Source organism: Microbacterium oxydans (assembly GCF_900095745.1).
GTDB lineage: Bacteria > Actinomycetota > Actinomycetes > Actinomycetales > Microbacteriaceae > Microbacterium > Microbacterium oxydans_B.
On record NZ_FMIR01000015.1, the window covers coordinates 57182 to 75822 of the forward strand.

19 protein-coding genes are annotated in these 18641 nt (G+C 69.4%); 9 read left to right on the forward strand and 10 right to left on the reverse strand.

The genetic code is table 11. The features are described 5' to 3' along the window. Positions 1–104 precede the first annotated feature (104 nt). The 4 genes from BQ2383_RS08340 to BQ2383_RS08355 all read right to left on the reverse strand — a co-directional run bounded on the left by BQ2383_RS08340 (position 105) and on the right by BQ2383_RS08355 (position 3072). The gene (locus BQ2383_RS08340) at positions 105–476 is read right to left on the reverse strand and encodes a type II toxin-antitoxin system PemK/MazF family toxin (RefSeq protein WP_091032427.1); all 372 of its coding nucleotides are present in this window, start codon (positions 474–476) and stop codon (positions 105–107) included. Then, the gene (locus BQ2383_RS08345; RefSeq protein ID WP_091032430.1) at positions 473–694 is read right to left on the reverse strand and encodes a ribbon-helix-helix domain-containing protein; all 222 of its coding nucleotides are present in this window, start codon (positions 692–694) and stop codon (positions 473–475) included. The genes BQ2383_RS08340 and BQ2383_RS08345 overlap by 4 nt, the downstream gene beginning before the upstream one ends. Before the next feature lie 132 nt (positions 695–826). Beyond that, positions 827–1990 carry an acyl-CoA dehydrogenase family protein gene (locus BQ2383_RS08350; protein ID WP_091032432.1) on the reverse strand — a complete coding sequence of 388 codons (1164 nt, stop codon included), beginning with the start codon at positions 1988–1990 and terminating at the stop codon, positions 827–829. A 152-nt stretch (positions 1991–2142) separates the two neighbouring features. Next, on the reverse strand, positions 2143–3072 hold the full coding sequence (locus tag BQ2383_RS08355; protein ID WP_091032435.1) for a M15 family metallopeptidase: 930 nt from the start codon (positions 3070–3072) through the stop codon (positions 2143–2145). Between the two features lie 66 nt (positions 3073–3138). On the opposite strand from BQ2383_RS08355, the gene BQ2383_RS08360 reads away from it, so the two are divergent. Beyond that, positions 3139–3930 (forward strand): IclR family transcriptional regulator, encoded by a 792-nt coding sequence (locus BQ2383_RS08360; RefSeq protein ID WP_091032437.1) that lies wholly within the window; start codon positions 3139–3141, stop codon positions 3928–3930. An 11-nt stretch (positions 3931–3941) separates the two neighbouring features. Here the strand turns inward: BQ2383_RS08360 and BQ2383_RS08365 are convergent, their stop codons facing one another. The 3 genes from BQ2383_RS08365 to BQ2383_RS08375 are packed head-to-tail and all read right to left on the reverse strand — an operon-like array spanning position 3942 to position 7334. Beyond that, complete coding sequence (locus BQ2383_RS08365) at positions 3942–4694, reverse strand: IclR family transcriptional regulator domain-containing protein (protein WP_167381570.1); 753 nt, start codon at positions 4692–4694, stop codon at positions 3942–3944. Between the two features lie 40 nt (positions 4695–4734). Then, on the reverse strand, positions 4735–5859 hold the full coding sequence (gene alr / locus BQ2383_RS08370; protein WP_167381571.1) for an alanine racemase: 1125 nt from the start codon (positions 5857–5859) through the stop codon (positions 4735–4737). Continuing rightward, entirely contained in the window at positions 5856–7334 is a 1479-nt protein-coding gene (locus BQ2383_RS08375) for an amino acid permease (RefSeq protein ID WP_091032445.1), read from the reverse strand. The genes alr and BQ2383_RS08375 overlap by 4 nt, the downstream gene beginning before the upstream one ends. A 290-nt stretch (positions 7335–7624) precedes the next feature. Here BQ2383_RS08375 and BQ2383_RS08380 point away from each other — a divergent pair, with 290 nt between their 5' ends. Then, a complete protein-coding gene (locus BQ2383_RS08380; RefSeq protein ID WP_091032448.1) occupies positions 7625–8680 on the forward strand; it encodes a homoserine dehydrogenase in 1056 nt (351 codons plus the stop codon). A gap of 11 nt (positions 8681–8691) precedes the next feature. After that, positions 8692–10086 carry an aldehyde dehydrogenase family protein gene (locus BQ2383_RS08385; protein ID WP_091033257.1) on the forward strand — a complete coding sequence of 465 codons (1395 nt, stop codon included), beginning with the start codon at positions 8692–8694 and terminating at the stop codon, positions 10084–10086. Positions 10087–10140: 54 nt separating this feature from the next. Here BQ2383_RS08385 and BQ2383_RS08390 read toward each other — a convergent pair whose 3' ends face one another. Continuing rightward, a complete protein-coding gene (locus tag BQ2383_RS08390) occupies positions 10141–10584 on the reverse strand; it encodes an Lrp/AsnC family transcriptional regulator (RefSeq protein ID WP_091032450.1) in 444 nt (147 codons plus the stop codon). Positions 10585–10695: 111 nt separating this feature from the next. Here BQ2383_RS08390 and BQ2383_RS08395 point away from each other — a divergent pair, with 111 nt between their 5' ends. The 3 genes from BQ2383_RS08395 to BQ2383_RS08410 all read left to right on the forward strand — a co-directional run bounded on the left by BQ2383_RS08395 (position 10696) and on the right by BQ2383_RS08410 (position 14684). Then, positions 10696–11898: a trans-sulfuration enzyme family protein gene (locus BQ2383_RS08395; protein ID WP_091032453.1), complete on the forward strand. Its 1203-nt coding sequence runs from the start codon at positions 10696–10698 to the stop codon at positions 11896–11898. A 69-nt stretch (positions 11899–11967) separates the two neighbouring features. After that, a complete protein-coding gene (locus BQ2383_RS19445) occupies positions 11968–14082 on the forward strand; it encodes an intein-containing Rv2578c family radical SAM protein (protein ID WP_208617640.1) in 2115 nt (704 codons plus the stop codon). A gap of 62 nt (positions 14083–14144) precedes the next feature. Then, positions 14145–14684: a YaeQ family protein gene (locus BQ2383_RS08410; protein ID WP_091032456.1), complete on the forward strand. Its 540-nt coding sequence runs from the start codon at positions 14145–14147 to the stop codon at positions 14682–14684. A 27-nt stretch (positions 14685–14711) separates the two neighbouring features. On the opposite strand, the gene BQ2383_RS08415 is transcribed toward BQ2383_RS08410, so the two are convergent. After that, entirely contained in the window at positions 14712–15365 is a 654-nt protein-coding gene (locus BQ2383_RS08415; protein ID WP_244175947.1) for a response regulator, read from the reverse strand. Then, positions 15362–16222 carry a sensor histidine kinase gene (locus tag BQ2383_RS19510; protein ID WP_244175948.1) on the reverse strand — a complete coding sequence of 287 codons (861 nt, stop codon included), beginning with the start codon at positions 16220–16222 and terminating at the stop codon, positions 15362–15364. The genes BQ2383_RS08415 and BQ2383_RS19510 overlap by 4 nt, the downstream gene beginning before the upstream one ends. Before the next feature lie 131 nt (positions 16223–16353). Between BQ2383_RS19510 and BQ2383_RS08425 the strand changes: the two genes are divergently transcribed. From BQ2383_RS08425 to BQ2383_RS19335, 3 genes are read left to right on the forward strand one after another with little or no spacing between them, the layout of a single operon-like run. Then, entirely contained in the window at positions 16354–17085 is a 732-nt protein-coding gene (locus BQ2383_RS08425) for an ABC transporter ATP-binding protein (protein WP_091032465.1), read from the forward strand. Beyond that, the gene (locus BQ2383_RS08430; protein WP_091032467.1) at positions 17082–17876 is read left to right on the forward strand and encodes a hypothetical protein; all 795 of its coding nucleotides are present in this window, start codon (positions 17082–17084) and stop codon (positions 17874–17876) included. Before BQ2383_RS08425 ends, BQ2383_RS08430 begins: the two co-directional genes overlap by 4 nt. Further along, positions 17876–18598 (forward strand): hypothetical protein, encoded by a 723-nt coding sequence (locus tag BQ2383_RS19335; protein ID WP_091032470.1) that lies wholly within the window; start codon positions 17876–17878, stop codon positions 18596–18598. Before BQ2383_RS08430 ends, BQ2383_RS19335 begins: the two co-directional genes overlap by 1 nt. The last annotated feature ends 43 nt before the right edge of the window (positions 18599–18641 follow it).

An 18641-nucleotide genomic window follows, 5' to 3' on the forward strand; every position in this document is an offset into this window, starting at 1 on the left:
TCAGGGATTTTGACACATTCGGTGTTCGCTCGGAGTGCACGCCGACTCCGGTGCAGCCCGGTCAGCGCGGCGCGGTCCGGTACAAGTTCGCCCTGATCCAAGCCTCAGAGCGCCAGGTGCACCCGCAGCGCCTCATCGATCTCCCCCATCTGCTCGGCCGGCACCCAGCCGAGCGGACGGATGATGTGCGCGGTGGAGATGGTCCGCACCTGCTCCGCCTGAGCCTTCGAATCGCGATCCAGCCCGGTGGCGGCGGCGGGCAGCAACACCTGGAACGGCAGCAACCGCGTGACGTTCGACGTCACCGGCACGACAGTGACCGTGGCCTGCGGGCGTCGCACGGCGACCGCGTTCGCCGTGTTGTTGCTCACGAGGACGGCCGGCCTCGTCTTGCGAGCCTCGGACCCGACCGTGGGGTCGAACGAGACGAGGACGATCTGACCACGACGGAGCAGAGAGACCGCGCTGTCGCTCACGCGGTGGCCAGGCCGTCGGAGGCCGCGGCATCCCACTCGTCGTCGTATCCCTCGGCGTAGGCCTCGGCGTACGCGTCGGCGAGACGGCTCTCACGAAGAAGGCGAACCGCCGCGTGCACCACGGCCGAGCGCGAGGGGTACCCGCCTTCGAGGGCCTGCGCATCGAGGAACGCCAAGTCGCTCTCACTCAGACTGAGACTGACCTTTGCAGTGGACATGCGGCAATGCTACTTCGGTAGCACCGTCGGTACCACCCGCCCTCCCTCGAGCATTCGAGCGCTGCAGCGTCCCCGGCTGCACGCGAAGAGGCCCCGGATGCCAGAGCATCCGGGGCCTCTTCGAGACGTGCGTCAGCGCTTGCCGGCGATCTGACGGCCGACGAGATCGCGCATGATCTCGTTCGTGCCGCCGTAGATGCGGTGCACCCGAGCATCGGTGAAGGCGCGGGCGATCGGGTACTCCATGATGTAGCCGTAGCCACCGTGCAGCTGCACGCCCGTGTCGAGCACCTCCCACTCGCGCTCGGTAGCCCAGAACTTGACCTTCGCCGCGTCCTCGGCGGTGAGCGTGCTGTTCTTGTAGGCGAGCAGCGCGCGGTCGATATACGCCCACATCGCATCGGTGGTCGCCGCCATGTCGGCGAGCCGGAAGCGGGTGTTCTGGAAGTCGGCGATGCGCTCGCCGAACGCCTCCCGGTCCTTCGTGTAGGCGACGGTCCAGTCGAAAGCGGCCTGCGCAGCGGCGGCCGCGGCAACGCCGATCGAGAGACGCTCGAGCGGCAGGTTCAGCATCAGCTGGATGAAGCCCTGACCCTCCTTGCCGCTGATGAGGTTCTCGTCGGGGACGAACACGTCGGTGAAGCTGAGCTCGGCCGTATCCCAGCCATGGAAGCCCATCTTGCTGAGCTTCTTGCCCTGGTCGAAGCCCTCCATGCCCTTCTCGACCAGCAGCAGGCTGAAGGCGTCAGGACGGTTGCCCTCACCGGTCTTGACGAAGGTCACAACGACGTCGGCCGTCGTGCCCGAGGAGATGAAAGTCTTCGCGCCGTTGAGGATGTAACCGCCGTCGACCTTCTTGGCGTTGGTCTTGATGCCGCGCAGATCCGAACCCGCTCCCGGGTCGGTCATGGCGAGTGCGCCGAGCACTTCCCCCGTGGCCATCCGGGGCAGCCACTTCTCCTTCTGCTCCTGCGTTCCCATGTGCACGAGGTACGGCACGGCCAGGTCGTCCTGGATGCCGAAGGCGCCTGCGAGTGAGCCGGCGCCCGCGGCGATGACCTCCTCCATGACGACCGTGCGGAAGCGGTAGTCCTGCAGCATCCCGGCGCCGCCGAACTCCTCGGGGACCGACAGTCCGATCAGTCCTGCCTCGCCGGCAGCCAGCATGGTCGCCCGGTCGATCTCACCCGCGGCGTCCCACTTCTCGATGGCCTCGTTCGTCACGTGGCGCTTGACGAAGTCCTTGACCAGGTCCCGGAATGCCTCGTGATCCTCGTCGTAGATGTCGCGTTCCATGCCGTCCTCCTGAACGTATCGTGCATCGTTGCTCCGGCGATTCTACGTGTCGGGCACCGCCGCGGACAGGACGTTGTGAGAATGCATCCCATAAGACGTGACACTGGGTACCGCGGTTGTCGGATGCCGCAACCGGGGCCTTCTCCGATGCCTCAGTGCGCGTAGTCAGGGGCCGCCGGGAGCCCGAAGAACTCCTCCAGCGTGTGGAATCCGCCGTCGTGATAGGCCGCGGCGAGGTCGACCCCGACGTAGCGGAGATGCCACGGCTCGGGCGCGTAGCCGGTGACCGGCGTACCCACCTGCTCGTACCGCACGATGAACCCGTACTCCCACGCGTGGGCCGCGACCCAGTCGCTCTGCGCGGTGCCGCCGAAGCCGTCGAGTCCGCCGCAGCCGCTGCCGCACGCGACGACGTCGAGGGCCAGTCCGGTCTGGTGCTCGCTGTGGCCGGGGCGCGCCGACCCGGCATCCGCCTGCCCCTGACCCTGCGACTGCACGTGGGAGTCGTAGGTCGTGACCTGCAGCCCGTACGACCGATAGCCGTTGTTCGCGCCGATGCGGCCTACCCCGGCAGCCTCCGCCGCATCAGCCATCTGCCCGACGGCGACCGCGACGTCGGTCCGCACCCGGCCCGAGGGCGTCGTCATCTGCAGCGGTACGGAGTCGAGCGCCCCGGGCTCGTAGTCCGCGGGCTTCAGCGGAAGGCTCTTGTTCACCACGACCCAGACCCGCGCCGGATCGCGGAGCGAGACGCAGGGGGCGTTGCCCGCCACCACGGCCTCGCGGAAAGCCGCTCCACCACCGAAACCGGCCACTGCAGCCGCGTCGTCACCGGCCTGGACGGCCTGTTGCACGGCGGGGTCCGAGCACGGGTCGGCTGCGGTCGTCGCCCCCACCTGCACGGTCGGCACCTGCATCACGGCGACCGGCTCCGGCATCGCGGCAGCATCCGGCGACGTCGCGGGAACGGAGGCGATCGAGAGCATCATCCCGAGCGCGGTCACGGCGACGCCGATCGGCAGTGCGGGTCCGCGGATCGGGGACCGCGGAGCCGCATGCTGAGCGTGCGGCGAGAAGGGCATTGGTCCATTCTCTCCCGCGCTGCGTGGATGGCACCACCGCGACGGCCACAACGGTACCCTCGACCCATGCCGTCCGCCCCGCTCGCCCCCGCACCATCGAGCAGCATGGGCCGAGGACTCGACGTGCTCACGGCTCTGAGTGCGCTCATCGAGAAGGGCAGCGGCACCACCGTCGGCGAGATCGCCCACGCCCTCGACCGCGAGCGCTCCCAAGTGTCCCGCACCCTCGCCACCCTCGCCCGTTCCGGTCTGGTCGAGCGTCGGCCCGACCGTTCGTACGCGCTCACCTGGTCCTGGTACGCCGCCGCGCAGGAACTCACCGCGCACCGGATGTACACGCACGGGCTCGCGGTGCTGGACTCCCTCGCGGCGCAGCTCGGCGAGGCCACCTTCCTCAGTGAGCTGCAGGGCGATGCGACCCTCACGACGCTCGAGAGCCTGCCCGCGGACTCCCGCATGATCGGCTCCTGGATCGGACGCTCCTACCCGGCGTACTGCAGCGATGCCGGGCGCGCCACTCTGTGGGATGCCTCGGATGACGAGGTGCGCGCGGTCTTCGGCTCGACCGACTTCACCGCCCAGGGGCCGAACACCCCGGTGTCGGTCGACGACGTGCTCGCGCGGCTCGACGCGGATCGCGAGCGCGGCTTCACCATCGTCGACCAGGAGGCGGAACCGGGCCTCTACTCGGTCGCGGCACCCGTCTGGGACTTCCGCGGAGAGGTCATCGCCGCGGTGCAGGTCGTGGGCACCCGCGACGCGATGCACGAGCGAGTCGGGGAGTGCGGTGCGGCATGCGCGCGGGCGGCCGCCGATCTCTCCCGCCGGCTCGGCGCACCCGCATCCGTCGAGCGCTGACCCGCGGGGCGTCAGACCGACGCGTCGGCCGCTGCGGTGAGCTCGCCCGCGAACCGGGCGAGCAGGGCACGGGTCTCGCGCGTGGCACCCTGCGCACGATGGCGCCCTCGGACCGCGAGCGAGGCGATGACCTCGCCACCCCGACGGATCGGGAGGGCGAACTCGTCGATCCCCTCGTCGTACTCCTCAGCGGCCGAGATGAGCCCTTCGGCACGGTCGCGTTCCTGCACGACGCCCACCTCGTCCACGGAACGCGGGGCGGTCGGACCGCCCACGCCGATGAACTGCACCCCGTCGAGCACCACTGCCAGCTGCTCGGGCGTTTGATCCCACAGCAGCGCGCGGCCCGCTCCCGTGCACCAGATCGGCGTGACCAGCCCGGCACGGATGGAGCGGTCGCCCCCGTCGGCAGATCGCTCGTATCGGAGCAGCACGCCGCGCGCACCGTCGGCCACGGTGATCAGCGCGTTGACTCCGAGCTGCGCGGCGAGCGTGCGCAGGGCGACCCTGGATTCGCGAAGCCAGGCCGCGTTCAGCACGGCGGCCGCGCGGAAATACTCGGTCCCCGCCCAGAACAGCGAATCGTCGTCCCGGCGGAGGAACTGTCGTGACTGCAGCTCGCGCGTGAGTCGCGAGACACGGCTCCGCTCGATGTCGGTGGCGTCGGCGAGCCGCGAGGCGTTGAGACCCGGTCGCGCACGGCGCTCCTGCTCGACGGCCGCATCGAGCAGACTCAGGCCCTGCACGAGCGAGGAGGAAGCCACGACGACCCCTCCTCTCCTGTCGGCCCAGACCTCGGCCATCCTATCCGGAGGCCCCCACCGCGCGACGCGGGAGGAGCCTCCCCCAGGCGACGTAGAGGTCGGCGGCGATGTTGCCGTGGGCCCGCTCGACGTCGGCCGCGGTGATCGTCTGGTTGCCCTGCGCGCCGAACAGCACGACCTCGTCTCCCGGCGTCGTCGCATCGAGATGGGAGACGTCCACGAGGAAGCTGTTCATCGCGATCCGGTCGACGATGCGCGCACGGCGACCACGGATGAGCACCTCGCCGGTGCCGCTCAGACTGCGATGCACGCCGTCGGCGTACCCCAGCGGGATCAGCGCGAGACGCGCATCCGCCTCGAGCCGGTGCCAGCGGTCGTAGCCGACCGTGCTCCCCCGCGGATACGAGTTGATCGCCGCGATCCGCGACACCACCCGCATCGCCGGTCGGAGCGATCCTCCCAGCGCGTCGGTGTCTCCGTAGAGCCCGGCGCCGATACGGACGAGGTCGAACCGGGACTGCGGCAGGCGCAGCGCCGCGAAGGTGGTCGCGCAGTGCCGGGCCACCGCGCCGTCGGAGACGTCGGCGACCGCGCGCGACTGCTCGTCGAAGCGTGCGGCGCCCGCCATCACGTCGGCCTCGTCTTCGCAGGGGAAGTGGGAGCAGACGCCGACGACATCCAGACGCGGATCCGCCAGGACGCCCCGAGCCGCATGCACTCCCCGGGGCTCACCGACCTCCAGCCCGTCCCGCCCGAGCTCGGTGGAGTTGAGCGAGACGTGCGCACGGATGCGCACACCCCGAGCGGCGGCGACCCCGGCCACGATCCCGGCATGCTCCGCCCCGCCGATCCACTCCTCGATGCCGAAGCGGATGCCGTCGTCGACCTCGGCCCGCCCCGCGGGCCGCACGCGCAGGAGACGACCGGCGAAGCCGCTCGCGCGCACGGCCGCCGCCTCTTCGTTCGATGCCAGTCCGATCAGGCCGAGCGTCTGCTCGCCGAGCAACGGCGCCACGATGTCGATGCCGTGACCGTAGGCGTCGGCCTTCACGACCGCGCAGAACCCGACCTCGGGGCCGAGTTCTGCGCGGATCGTGCGGACGTTGTGGCTGATCGCGTTGCGATCGATCTCGACCCATCCGCCCGCCGGTGTGGAGGCTGTCACGCGTCGACGGGCTCCGCCTCGTGATCCTGCACGACGTCGCGCTTCCCCTTGCGCCCGTGCCGCCACCAGAAGAACAGGTAGCACGCGGCGACGAACGGGATGCCGAAGTACAACGCCGCCACCTGGTTCGGGTCGAACGCGATCGCGATGACCGACAGGAGCAGCAGCGAGAACGCCACGATCGGCAACGCCGGGTACAGCGGCGTCCGGTAGGCGAGAGCCGACACGTCTCCGCCCTCGCGCACGAACTTGCGGCGGTGGAAGAACTGCGAGGCGACGATCGACATCCACACCGCGACGACCGCGAATCCGGCGATCGACACGAGCACCAGATAGACGGTGCCGGCGGCGATCACACTCGTGAGCAGCGAGACGAGGCCGATCAGGATGCTGACGCTGAGCGCGATGAGAGGGACGCCGCGCTTCGTGAGTCGCGTGAACGCCTTCGGCGCGTGGCCCTCCTCCGCGAGCGAGAAGAGCATGCGGGCACAGGAGAAGAGCCCGCTGTTGCCCGCGGAGAGGAGCGCCGTGATGATGACGAAGTTCATGATGTCGGGCGCGTACGGCACTCCCACGTACTGGAAGACGTCGACGAACGGGCTGCTGGTGACGCTGGCGTCTTCGTAGGGCAGGATCGCGGCGATCACGGCGATCGCGCCGACGAACAGCACCACCAGTCGCAGCACCGTGGAACGCAGTGCCTTCGGGATGTTCTTGGCCGGGTCCTTGGTCTCGCCCGCCGCGACGCCGATGAGCTCGGAACCGCTGAACGCGTAGAACACGGCGAGCGCGGTGACGATCACACCGCTGAACCCGTTCGGGAAGAGCCCTCCGGGGGTCTCGAAGTTGCTGAACAGGATCGCCGGAGGGTGCTCGGCCGACAGCGGCGTGAACCCGAAGATCGCCGCACCGCCGAGCACGATCAGCGCGACGATCGCGACGACCTTGACCAGCGAGAACCAGAACTCCGCCTCGCCGAACACCCGGGCCGAGATCGCGTTGAGCAGGAACAGCACGGCGGCGAAGATCAGGCACCACAGCCACACCGGCACCCCGGGGAACCAGCGCTGCATGAGGATGCCGGACGCCGTGAACTCCGACCCCAGTGCCACCACCCAGCAGAGCCAGTACAGCCACGCCGTCGTGAATCCGGTCGCCGGCCCGATCGATCGTGAGGCGTAGATGTGGAAGGCGCCGGAGACGGGATACGCGATGGCGAGTTCACCGAGGCAGGCCATGACCAGGTAGACCACGAACGCGCCGATCAGGTACGCGATGATCGCGCCGAGTGGTCCCGCCTGGGAGATCGTGTAGCCGGAGCTGAGGAACAGGCCCGATCCGATCACGCCGCCCAGCGCGATCATGATCAGATGCCGGGCGTCCATGGTCCGTTGGAGGCGGCGGAGCGGCACCTGCGTCGCCGTCGTGTTCGGCAGGACGTTGGGGAGGGACTTCTCCCCGGGAAGAGGCGTCATCGGAACTCTCAATCGGGTTTGATATGTGCATCATATTCACATCTATGTGCCAATGACGCATTTTGTTGGTCGGATGCGGGGACACTATCCGCTCCGCGATCCGGCCCACAAGACCCCGCGGCGGAATTCTTCGCCCCCGTGACCACTGCCGACCATCCGGCGGAGGAGCTGCCATTCCGGCAGTATCCGCGGCCGATCCGACAGGCGCGCACGGACGCCGCCCTCGCCGACGATGGATCCGTGTCCGCACGGCGTCGCCGGCGACAGCTCATGGAAAGAAGGAGACAACGGTGACTCACCACGACCTCGCCCTCATCGGCTTCGGAGGCGTCAACCGCGCCCTGGCCGAGATCATCCGCGACCGCGGTGCGGCGCTCGTCGACGACCTCGGCTTCGGCCTGCGCGTCGTCGCGATCACCGACCTCCGCCTCGGCTCGCTCATGCAGAGCGACGGCATCGACCTCGACGCGGCGCTCGCGATGACCGGCGCCGACACGTTCGCCGGAATGCCGGGCGGCCACGCCGAGCCCCGCAACGACTACGTGATCCGCAACACCACGGCCGATGTCATCGCCGAAGCGACGTTCACGAACCCGGTCGACGGAGAGCCGGCGATCTCGCACGTGCGCGCCGCCCTCGAGAGCGGCAAGAGCGTGACCACCACGAACAAGGGCCCGGTCGCGCTCGCGGGCACCGCGCTCAACCGCCTCGCCGCCGAGAACGGAGCCCGCTTCGAGTACGAGGGCTCGGTGATGAGCGGGACTCCGGTGCTCCGACTCGCCGGCGAGACCCTCAAGGGACTGCGCATCACCCGCATCCAGGGCATCCTCAACGGCACGAGCAACTTCGTGCTGGGGCGCATGGAAGAGGGGAAGTCGCTCGCAGACGCCGTCGCCGAGGCTCAGGCTCTCGGATACGCCGAGGCCGACCCGACCGCCGACATCGAGGGGTCCGACGTGCAGCTGAAGGTCGTGATCCTCGCGAACGAGGTGCTGGGCGCGCAGCTCACGACCGCCGACGTGCCGCGCACCGGGATCAGCGGCGTCACCGCGAGCGATGTGATCGCCGCAGCGGCGGCGGGCGAGCACTGGAAGCTCATCGGCACGGTCTCCCGCGACGAGTCGGGGGTGATCTCGGCATCCGTCCAGCCCCTCGCGCTCGGCGCCGACCACCCGCTCGCCGCCGTCTCGGGGGCCACGAACGCCGTCGCCTTCACGACCGACCTGCTCGGCACGGTCACGGTGTCCGGTCCCGGCGCGGGGCGCATCGAGACGGCGTACGCGCTCCTCTCCGACATCATCGCGATCGACGCCCACCAGAAGTCGTACGCCGGAGCGGTCCGGTGAGCGTGGCGATCATGGATGCTCCGACGACCGGCACCGCCGTACTCCGGGTGCTCGACCCGTACAGCGGCGAGACCATCGGCGAGCTGGCGCAGCACACGGTGGAAGACGTCGAGCCGATCATGGAGCGCGCGAGACTCGGCGCTTCGCTCTCGCGGGAGCTGACCCGGTTCGCTCGACACACGATCCTCGACCGCGCGGCGCGCATCCTCGAGGAACGTGCCGACGAGGCCGCCGCCCTCATCGTGCGCGAAGCGGGCAAGACCATCACTCAGGCCCGCAAGGAGGTGCGTCGAGCGGTCACCACGATCTCCCTTTCGGCGGAGACCGCTCGGGCGTTCGACGGCGAGGTCATCCCCTTCGATGCCTACGAGGGCGGGGGCAACCGCCGCGGCTGGTACACGCGGGAACCGCTCGGGGTGATCCTCGCGATCACGCCGTACAACGACGCACTCAACCTCGTCGCCCACAAGCTCGGCCCTGCGATCGCGGGAGGGAACGCCGTCGTCCTCAAACCCTCCCAGCTCACCCCGTTGACCGCACGCTTCCTCGTCGACGTGCTGCTCGAAGCCGGTCTCCCCGACGAGATCATCACCGTCGTGCACGGAGACCGCCAGGTCGCGCAGGCGCTGGTCGCGGTGCGCGACATCCGCATGGTCTCGTTCACGGGCGGGTTCGCGACGGGCGAGGCGATCGCTCGCACCGCGGGGCTCAAGAAGCTCGCCATGGAACTCGGCGGGAACGCGCCCGTCGTGGTCTTCGCGGATGCCGACATCGCGGAGGCCGTCGAGGCCTGCGTGTCCGGCGCCTTCTGGGCCGCGGGGCAGAACTGCGTGGGGTCCCAGCGCATCCTCATCGAGCGCTCCGTGTACGCCGAGTTCCGCGACCGGTTCGCGGCGCGCACCTCGACGCTGCGTGCCGGCGACCCCTCGGATCCGGCCACCGATGTCGGACCGATGATCTCGGATGCGGCGGCCGTGCGCGCCGAGCGAATGGTCGACGATGCGGTGAGCGCGGGCGCGCGGGTGCTCGCCGGACACCGCAGGGACGGCTCGGTGTACTGGCCGACCGCGGTCGAGAACGTGGCGCTCTCGTGCGAGCTCTGGAACGAAGAGGCGTTCGCCCCGGTCGTGGCCCTGGCACCGTTCGACTCCGAGGAGGAGGCCGTCGCCGAGGCCAACAGTGTCGACTACGCGCTGCACGCCGCGGTCTTCACGACGGACATCGGCCGCGCGCTGCGGGTCGCCGAGGCGCTGGATGCCGGAGGCGTGATGATCAACGACTCCTCCGACTACCGCATCGACAGCATGCCGTTCGGCGGATCCAAGTACGGGAGCATGGGGCGCGAGGGCGTGCGCTTCGCGTACGAGGAGATGACCCAGCCCAAGGTGACCTGCATCACCACCTGAGAACTCCTCGGGGAGGGCGGGGGTCCAGGGGGATACCCCGCCCCTCCCCGAGGTTCAGGCGCGGTCGACCACGCGGGTCAACGACACGGCCGTCACCGTGTTCGCGACGCCGGGCACAGCGGCGAGCATCTCCCAGATCTCGCCGATGCGGTCCATCGAGTCGGCCTCCAGCATGACGAGCAGATCGAAGTCACCGGACAGCACGTCGCACCGCCGCACCTCGGGGATCTGCGAGATCTCGGCGATGACCGCGCCGCCACGCATCCGGTCGGTGCGGTAGACGAGCACGATCGCCGAGACGGGGGAGCCGCCGGCGTGCCCCGGCGTGACGGTGTACCCGCCGATCACGCCCTGCCGCTCCATGCGCTCCATCCGCTGCTTCACGGCGTTGCGCGAGAGATGCACCTGGGATGCGAGTGCGACCAGGGGCACGCGGGCGTCTTCGGTGAGCGCGGCGAGGATGCTGCGATCGATCTGATCGAGGTGGAGCCGCTCCATCGAGACCTCCTGGGGGTACGCTGCAACGTGCATCATTCACAATTGCGTGTGTCTATTATGCACCTTAGAGTGGAATCGCACCACGAGCGGTGCAGGAACGAAGGAGTCACCATGGGCACTCGCCCCGACCGCAAGGATCCCCTCACCCTGTCGGACCTCAGCCTGGCCGTGCATGCGGGCAACCAGCTCGACTCGACGATGGCGCTTCGCACCCCGCTCGTGATGGCCAACTCGTATCAGCTCCCCGACGATCCGAGCGAGATCAGCTGGTCGGCCACCGCCCCCGGGCTGTACACGCGCAACACCGGCGTGAACCAGTCGGCACTGGAGCAGAAGCTCGCCGCGCTCGACGGCGCCGAGGATGCCGTCGCCCTCGCCTCGGGCGTCGCGGCACTGCACGCCGTCTTCTTCACCCACATGCGCGTCGGCGACCACGTGATCGTGAGCGACGTGGTGTACGAGGCGACCTGGCGCCTGTGGACCGAACTGCTGCCCCAGCGCTACGGGCTCGAGGCCACCTTCGTCGACATCGGCGATCTCGATGCCGTCCGTGCGGCCATGCGCCCGGAAACGCGCCTGGTGTGCATCGAGGCGATCGCGAACCCCACCACCAAGGTCGCCGACGTGGCGGCGATCGCCGAGATCGCGCACTCCGCCTGCGCGATCCTGATGGTCGACTCGACGTTCTCGCCGCCGCCGTTCTACCGCCCCATCCAGGACGGCGCCGATCTGGTCGTGCACTCCCTCACGAAGTACCTCAACGGACACGGCGACGCGATGGGGGGATCGGTCGCGGGCAGCCACGAGCTCATCCAGCCCATCAAGGCCGACGCGATGGTCGATGTCGGCGGCATCATCTCGCCCTTCAACGCCTGGCAGATCCAGCGCGGCACGGTCACTCTCCCCCTGCGATTGCGGCAGCACTTCGACTCCGCCGCCCGCATCGCCGAGATGCTCGCCGCCGACGACCGGGTGGAGTACATCGCCTACCCCGGTCTCGAGTCCCACCCCGACCATGCGCTCGCCGCCCGCCAGTTCGATGGACGCGGCTTCGGCGGCATGATGGCGTTCGCCGTGAAGGGAGCGCCCGACGTGCAGAACGCGTTCGTGGCGAACCTGCGGCTGATCACCTCGGGCTTCTCGCTCGGCCACGACGACTCGTTGATCGTGCACACCGGGACCGAGGGCGGCCGCGTCGCCACCTATCCCGAGCCCTTCCGGAAGTTCGGCCACCTGCGCCTCTCGGTCGGCCTCGAAGACGCGGACGACCTGTTGGCAGACCTGAGCGCTGCGCTCGACGCGACGTTCCCCTGAGGCTTGATCCGTCGAAGATAGTTACCATTCCGGGTTGACATCGAGTCGATGTTTTGTTCGAATGTTCAAATGCGGTGGCAGGGACAGAAGCTCGGCGAGACGGATGCAGCGGCGCTGCCCGGGCTCGAAGACCGGTCGAGCGTGCTGCGGTCGGTGACCACCCCCGAGTTCGCCGGGATGACGTTCCATGAGGTGCTGTCGAAGTCGGCCCTGAACCATGTGCCCGGCGCTTCGCGCATGCCGTTCGCCTGGACGATCAACCCGTACCGCGGATGCAGTCATGCCTGCGTTTACTGCGTCTCCCCCGACACTCTGATCCTGTGCGCGGACGGTCGGCAGCGACCATTGCGCGACCTTGAGATCGGCGATGAGATTGTGGGGACAGAGCGGATCGGAAGGTATCGACGCTATGTGCGTACGGAGATTCGCGCCAAGTGGTCGACCCAGAAGCCCGCATTTCGACTGACTCTCGCCGATGGCACAGCGGTGGTCGCCAGTGGCGACCACCGCTTCCTCACGGAGCGAGGATGGAAGCATGTCTCGGACGCCGAGTCCGGACAGAGACCGCATCTCACGACGAACAATCGTCTGATGGGCTTCGGCATCGGGCCGTCCGTCGATCAGATCGACTACACCAGTGACTCCTACCGGCGTGGTTACCTCGCAGGCATGATCCGGGGCGACGGAATGATCTTCCATGGCACCTATCCGAGTGCGACGCGAACTCGCGAGATCAACATGTTCCGCCTGGCCCTGATCGATTCTGAGGCGTTGGAGCGCACCCGCGGATACCTCGATGCCGAGGGCGTGCCGACGCGACTGCGGGCTTTCACTGCCAAGAGCGCGACCCGTAGCGCCGCAGACGCGATCCACACAGCAGCGCGCGCCGGCGTAGCGAAGATCGAACACCTCATCATCACGCCGGGATCGCCTGACGAGACCTGGTTCGCAGGCTTCCTCGGTGGAGTGTTCGATGCAGAGGGCAGCTGCTCGCGCGGGGTCCTGCGCATATCGAACAAAGACACGGACATCATCCGATTGATCGAAGAAGGTATGAATGCGCTCGGCATTCCCCACATCGTGGAGCCCCCGCGCCCCGGCGGCGTACGCAGCGTTCGAGTGATCGGAGGCCTGCCGAGTCGTCATAAGTTCTTCGCGACGGTGAATCCGGCCATTACACGAAAACTCGATGTCATCGGTACGGCGGTGAAGACAGCAGCGGATCTTCGGGTCGTGGACATCACCCCTCTGCCGGGGATTCGGGATCTGCTCGACATCACGACGGGCACGGGCGACTTCATCGCAAACGGCGTCATCAGTCATAACTGTTTCGCCCGCGGTACGCACGAGTACCTCGACCTCGACGGTGGGTCGGACTTCGATTCGCAGATCGTGGTCAAGGTGAACGTGGTCGAGGTGCTCGAGAAAGAGCTGCGGCGCGGCAGCTGGCAGCACGAGACGGTCGCACTGGGCACGAACACCGACCCGTATCAGCGGGCCGAGGGGCGCTACAAGCTCATGCCCGGCATCATCGAGACCCTCGCCGCATCCGGCACCCCCATGTCGATCCTCACCAAGGGCACGCTCATCCGCCGCGACATCCCCCTGCTCGTGAAGGCCGCGCAGCGCGTGCCCGTCGACGTGCAGATGTCGATCGCCATGTACGACGACGAGCTGCAGAAGGCCATCGAACCCGGAGCCCCGACCACGCAGGCGCGGCTCGATACGGTGCGTGCGCTGGCGGATGCAGGGTTCCCGGTCACGGTCTTCCTGATGCCGATCATGCCGCACATGACCGACTCTCTCGAGGCGATCGACAGCGCCCTGGTGCGCATCAAGGAGGCGGGGGCACGCACCGTGATCTACGGAGCGCTGCATCTGCGGCCGGGCGTCAAGCCCTGGTTCTTCGAGTGGCTCGGCGCCAACCGGCCCGACTTGGTGTCGTCGTACCGCGGGCTCTATCCCGGCGCCTCGGCCGAGGCTCCCAAGGGATACCGGCAGTGGCTCGCGAAACGCGCTCGCCCCCTCATCCGGATGCACGGACTCGACGGCCGCCATGAAGACGACTACTCCCGCCGCGGGTTCCGACCAGGGCAGGGCCACGTGCAGTCGGGAGCGGCGACCGCGGCAGCGGTGCGCTTCACGCCCAGTGCCGCCGCGGCTGCGCAGCCGATGCTGTTCTGATCCCGGGCCGCCCCTCTCACCAGGTCGGTCGCCCCTCCCACACCCGCGTAGGCTCGGGGATCATGGCGATCGGTTCGACAGTCCACACATTCGAGGTGCAGCTCGCTGACACCGACCGCGGAATCTACGAGGACTACTCGCTGCGCGTGGCGCGGCATCCGTCCGAGACCGACGCATACATGCTCACCCGCGTGCTCGCCTACGGGCTCGAGTTCGCCGAGGGCATCACGTTCGGCGGCAGCATCTCGTCGACCGAGGAGCCGGCCGTGCTCGTGCGTGACATGACCGGGCTGATCACCGCGTGGGTCGAGATCGGGGCGCCCGATGCCGACCGACTGCACTACGGCAGCCGCCTGGCCGAGCGCACTGTCGTCTACACGCACCGCGATCCCGCGAAGGTGATGGCGCAATGGGCGGACAAGCGCATCCATCGCCGCGAGGACATCCGCGTGTACAGCTTCGATCCCGACTTCATCGACTCGGCCGCGGCGCTGATCGAACGCCGCAACACCATGACCCTCACGGTGACCGAGAGCGTGATCTACCTCGACCTCAACGGCACGAGCCTGACCTCGACCGTGCACGTGCACGAACTCGCCTGACCGGAGCGAGCCTCAGCCGCCGCGAGCTCAACCGCCCACGAGTCCCTGCTCGTATGCGGCGATCACGAGCTGCGCGCGGTCCCGCGCCGCGAGCTTCGACAGCAGGCTGCCGATGTGCGTCTTCACCGTGGCCATCGAGATGGTGAGGGCCGCGGCGATCTCCGCGTTCGCGAGTCCGCGGCCGACGAGCGTGAGCACCTCGGTCTCGCGCGCCGTGAGGGTCGCGAGCGGGCGCCCCGCCGGTCGGTTCGCGCTGTCCAGGAAGTGCTCGACGAGGCGGACGAGGATGCTCGGCGCGAACAGCGACTCCCCGTCGTGCGTGCGGCGGATGGCCTCGATCAGCTGCTCGGGGCGCACGTCCTTGAGCAGGAATCCGCTGGCTCCCGCGCGAAGAGCGCCGTCGACGTACTCGTCGAGCTCCAGCATGCTGAGCACGAGGACACGGGTTCCCGGCAGGGCCGTCGTGATGGCGCGCGTCGCACTGATGCCGTCGAGCCCCGGCATCCGGATGTCCATCAGCACGACATCCGGCACGATTTCGCGCGCCAACTCGACCGCCCCCGCACCGTCGGCGGCCTCGCCCACCACCGTCAGCCCTTCGGCACCGGCGATGATCAGGGCGAGGCTGTGCCGCAGCAGGGCCTGATCGTCGGCGATCAGGACGCGGATCCCGTCGCTCACGCCTCCGCCTCGAACGGCAGGCGCGCCTCGACGCGGAATCCCGCACCCACCGGCTCGGCGACCAGCGTTCCCCCGAGGGCGCCCACGCGCTCGCGCATGCCCCGCAGACCTTGGCCGGCGCCGGGCTGCGACTGCCATCCCCGCGCAGGGCCGTCATCGGCGACGACGACCCGGATGGCGCTCCCGTCCCGCTCGACCGCCACGCTCGCCGGCACCGGACCGGCATGGCGTCCGACATTCGCGAGCGCCTCCCGGATCGTGGCGCAGGCGGTGGCCTGCACGGCGAGCGGCGCCTCGCCCAGATCCTCCATCCGCAGGCTCGCGCGCACACCGAACGCCTCCGCGGCGGTGACGATCCCCGGCACGTCCGAGAGTCGTGCCGGCGGATGCAGCGGCACCTCGTCTCCCGGCTCGCGCAGCACGGTCAGCATCCTCCGCAGCTCCGACATCGCAGAGCGCCCCGCCTGCTCGATGTCGACGAGGGCGCTTCGCCGCTCGGCGTCGCCGGCGGTCCCCTCGAGCGGGGCGACGGCGGCGGCCCGCATCGTGATCAGACCGAGTCCGTGCGATGCCAGGTCGTGCAGCTCACGGGCGATCCGCAGTCGTTCCTGCTGCGCTGCCCGGTCCGCCGCCCATTCCGTGAGGCTGCGCTCGTACTCCCGGCGCTGCCGCTGCGACCGCACCGTCGCCCAGACGAGCACGCCCACCACGAGGAGTCCGGCGGCCGTCACCACGACCGCCACGCTCTGCGGGCCGTCGAGTCCGAGAAAACTCAGGAGAGCGACCAGCAACGCGATCATGCCCCCGGCGGCGATCCACGTGCGCGAGCGCCAGGTCGGGCGGGGCGAAGCATCCATCCGCCCGAGTCTAGGCACCCTCGTCGCGACACACATCAGACCAGGGGTGGAGGGACCGGGGGCGGAGCATCGGCCGGGCTTCCCGCCTGCGGGCCGATGCCCCAGACGGCGCGGACCGCTGGGATCGAGGGATGCTGACGATCGAATCACTCACGAAACGACACGGTTCCCGCACGGTGCTCGACGGCGTCGCCTTCGAGGCACGACCGGGCCGCGTGACGGCCTTCCTCGGAGCGAACGGAGCCGGCAAGTCATCGACCCTGCGCATCCTCCTCGGGCTCGACCGGCCGACCGCAGGACGCGCGCTCATCGACGGCCACGCCTACCGCGACCTCCGTGATCCGCTGCGGACGGCGGGGGCGATGCTCGACGGGTCCGGCGCACACCGCTCGCGGACCGCGCGGGGCCACCTCTCCTGGATCGCCACGGCGGGCGGCATCCGCCGTGGCCGCGTCGACGAGGTGCTCGAGCAGGTCGGTCTGGCCCGCGCGGCGCGCACCAAGGTGGGCCGGCTGTCGCTGGGTATGGGGCAGCGTCTGGGGCTCGGGGCGGCGCTGTTGGGCGAGCCGCCGACGCTCATCCTCGATGAACCCGTGAACGGGCTCGACCCCGAGGGCATCCGCTGGATGCGCGAGCTGCTGCGCGGCCAGGCGGATGCCGGGGGGACCGTGCTGCTGTCCAGCCACCTGATGGGCGAGGTCGCCGGAGTGGCCGACGACCTGGTCGTGATCGCCCACGGTCGGATCGTGGCGACGGGCACCGTGGACGAGATCACCCGCGGGCACGCCGACCTCGAAGCGGCCTTCTTCGCCTTGACCGGCGGGGATACCTCGACCGACCCGAACGGCGGTCCCTCGCGATGAGACTCCTGCGCACCATCGCCGCCGAGACGGCCAAGATCCTCACACTGCCGGGCGTATGGGCCGGCGTGCTCGCGAGCATCCTCGGCACCGTCGCGATCACGACGCTGAACGCGACGCAGGCGGTCGCCGCCCTCGACGCGGGTGAAGCCGACCTGTTCGGTCCGATCTCGGTCTTCGAGACCGCCTTCGCCGCGGCTCCCCTCGGCACGATCGGCGCGATCGTCGTCGGGGTGCTGGCGGTCAGCAGCGAATACACGCCGAACAGTCCGGATGCCGGCGGATCCCGGCAGATCACGAGCACGCTCGTCACGAGCCCCGGTCGAGTGAGACTCGTCTTGGCCAAGCTCACGGCGGTCGTGGCGATCACGGTCCTGACCGCGGCCGTGGCCTTGTCGTCCTGCCTCGGGGTCGCTCAACTGTTCCTCGGCGATGTCGCTCCCGAGGCCATTCCCGTCGAACAGGCGATGTGGCGCATCGTCGGCACGACGGTCTACTGGACCCTCACCGCCCTCCTGGCGTTCGGCATCACTCTTCTCACGCGCAGCGGAACGCTCCCGCTGATCATCCTCATCCTGAACAGCTCGGTGGTCTCGATCTCCCTGCTGCTCACGAACCTGACCCCGCTCGCGCACTGGCTCCCCGACATGGCGGGACGGAACCTGTTCGGCTTCGACGCGGAACTCGTGCTCCCCGGCGGCATCGACGCCGTGCCGGGCGGGCTCGTCATGGCCGCGTGGGCCGTGGCGGCCGTGGGCGCCGGAACGATCGTCTTCACGCGGAGAGACGCCTGATGCGGCGGGCACTGGGGGCGGAGCTCTCCAAACTGCGGACGCTTCCGCTCACGACATATGCCGCCGCGGGCATGATCCTCGTCAGCGCACTCATCGCCGCGGCGCTCGCGGGGGTGCACGCCGAGCGAGGGGGAGCCGTGCCCGGGGTCGACGCGGTGCTCGAGGCCATGCCGTACGCGCAGGCGGGCGCGATCCTGCTCGGGGTCGTGCCGGTGGCGCACGAGTACGCCGGGCGTCAGTTCAGCACCACGCTCATCGCGGTGCCTCGCCGGATGCGGGTGATCGTGGCGAAGACGTGCGCGGCGATGGTCATGTTGTTCCTCGTCGGGACGCTGTCGGTCGCTGTGGCATGGTTGTCCGCCGAGCTGACGCACCAGGCCTCGGATGCCGGCGGTGTGGCCGCGACGGCGGAGGACCTCGCCCGCCTCGGCGGCGCGATCGTCTATCTGGTGCTGATCGGGCTCCTCGCCCACGCGGTGACGCTCGTCCTGCGGCATCTGGTACCGGCGCTGGTATCGATGCTCGTCGTCGTCTACATACTGCCGTTCGCGCTGACCGCGCTCGGAGAGCACACTCGGTGGCTGCCCACCCGTGCCGGGTCGCAGCTGTTCGCGCCGGACGACGCCGTGCTCACGGCGTTCACCGGGGCCCTGGTGCTGCTCGCCTGGTCGGTCGCGCTCGGCGTCGCCGGCACCGCCCGCTTCACCCTCTCCGACGCGTGACCGGGGCGGCCCCTCGCCCCTCCCCCTTCACCGATCCCGCCGA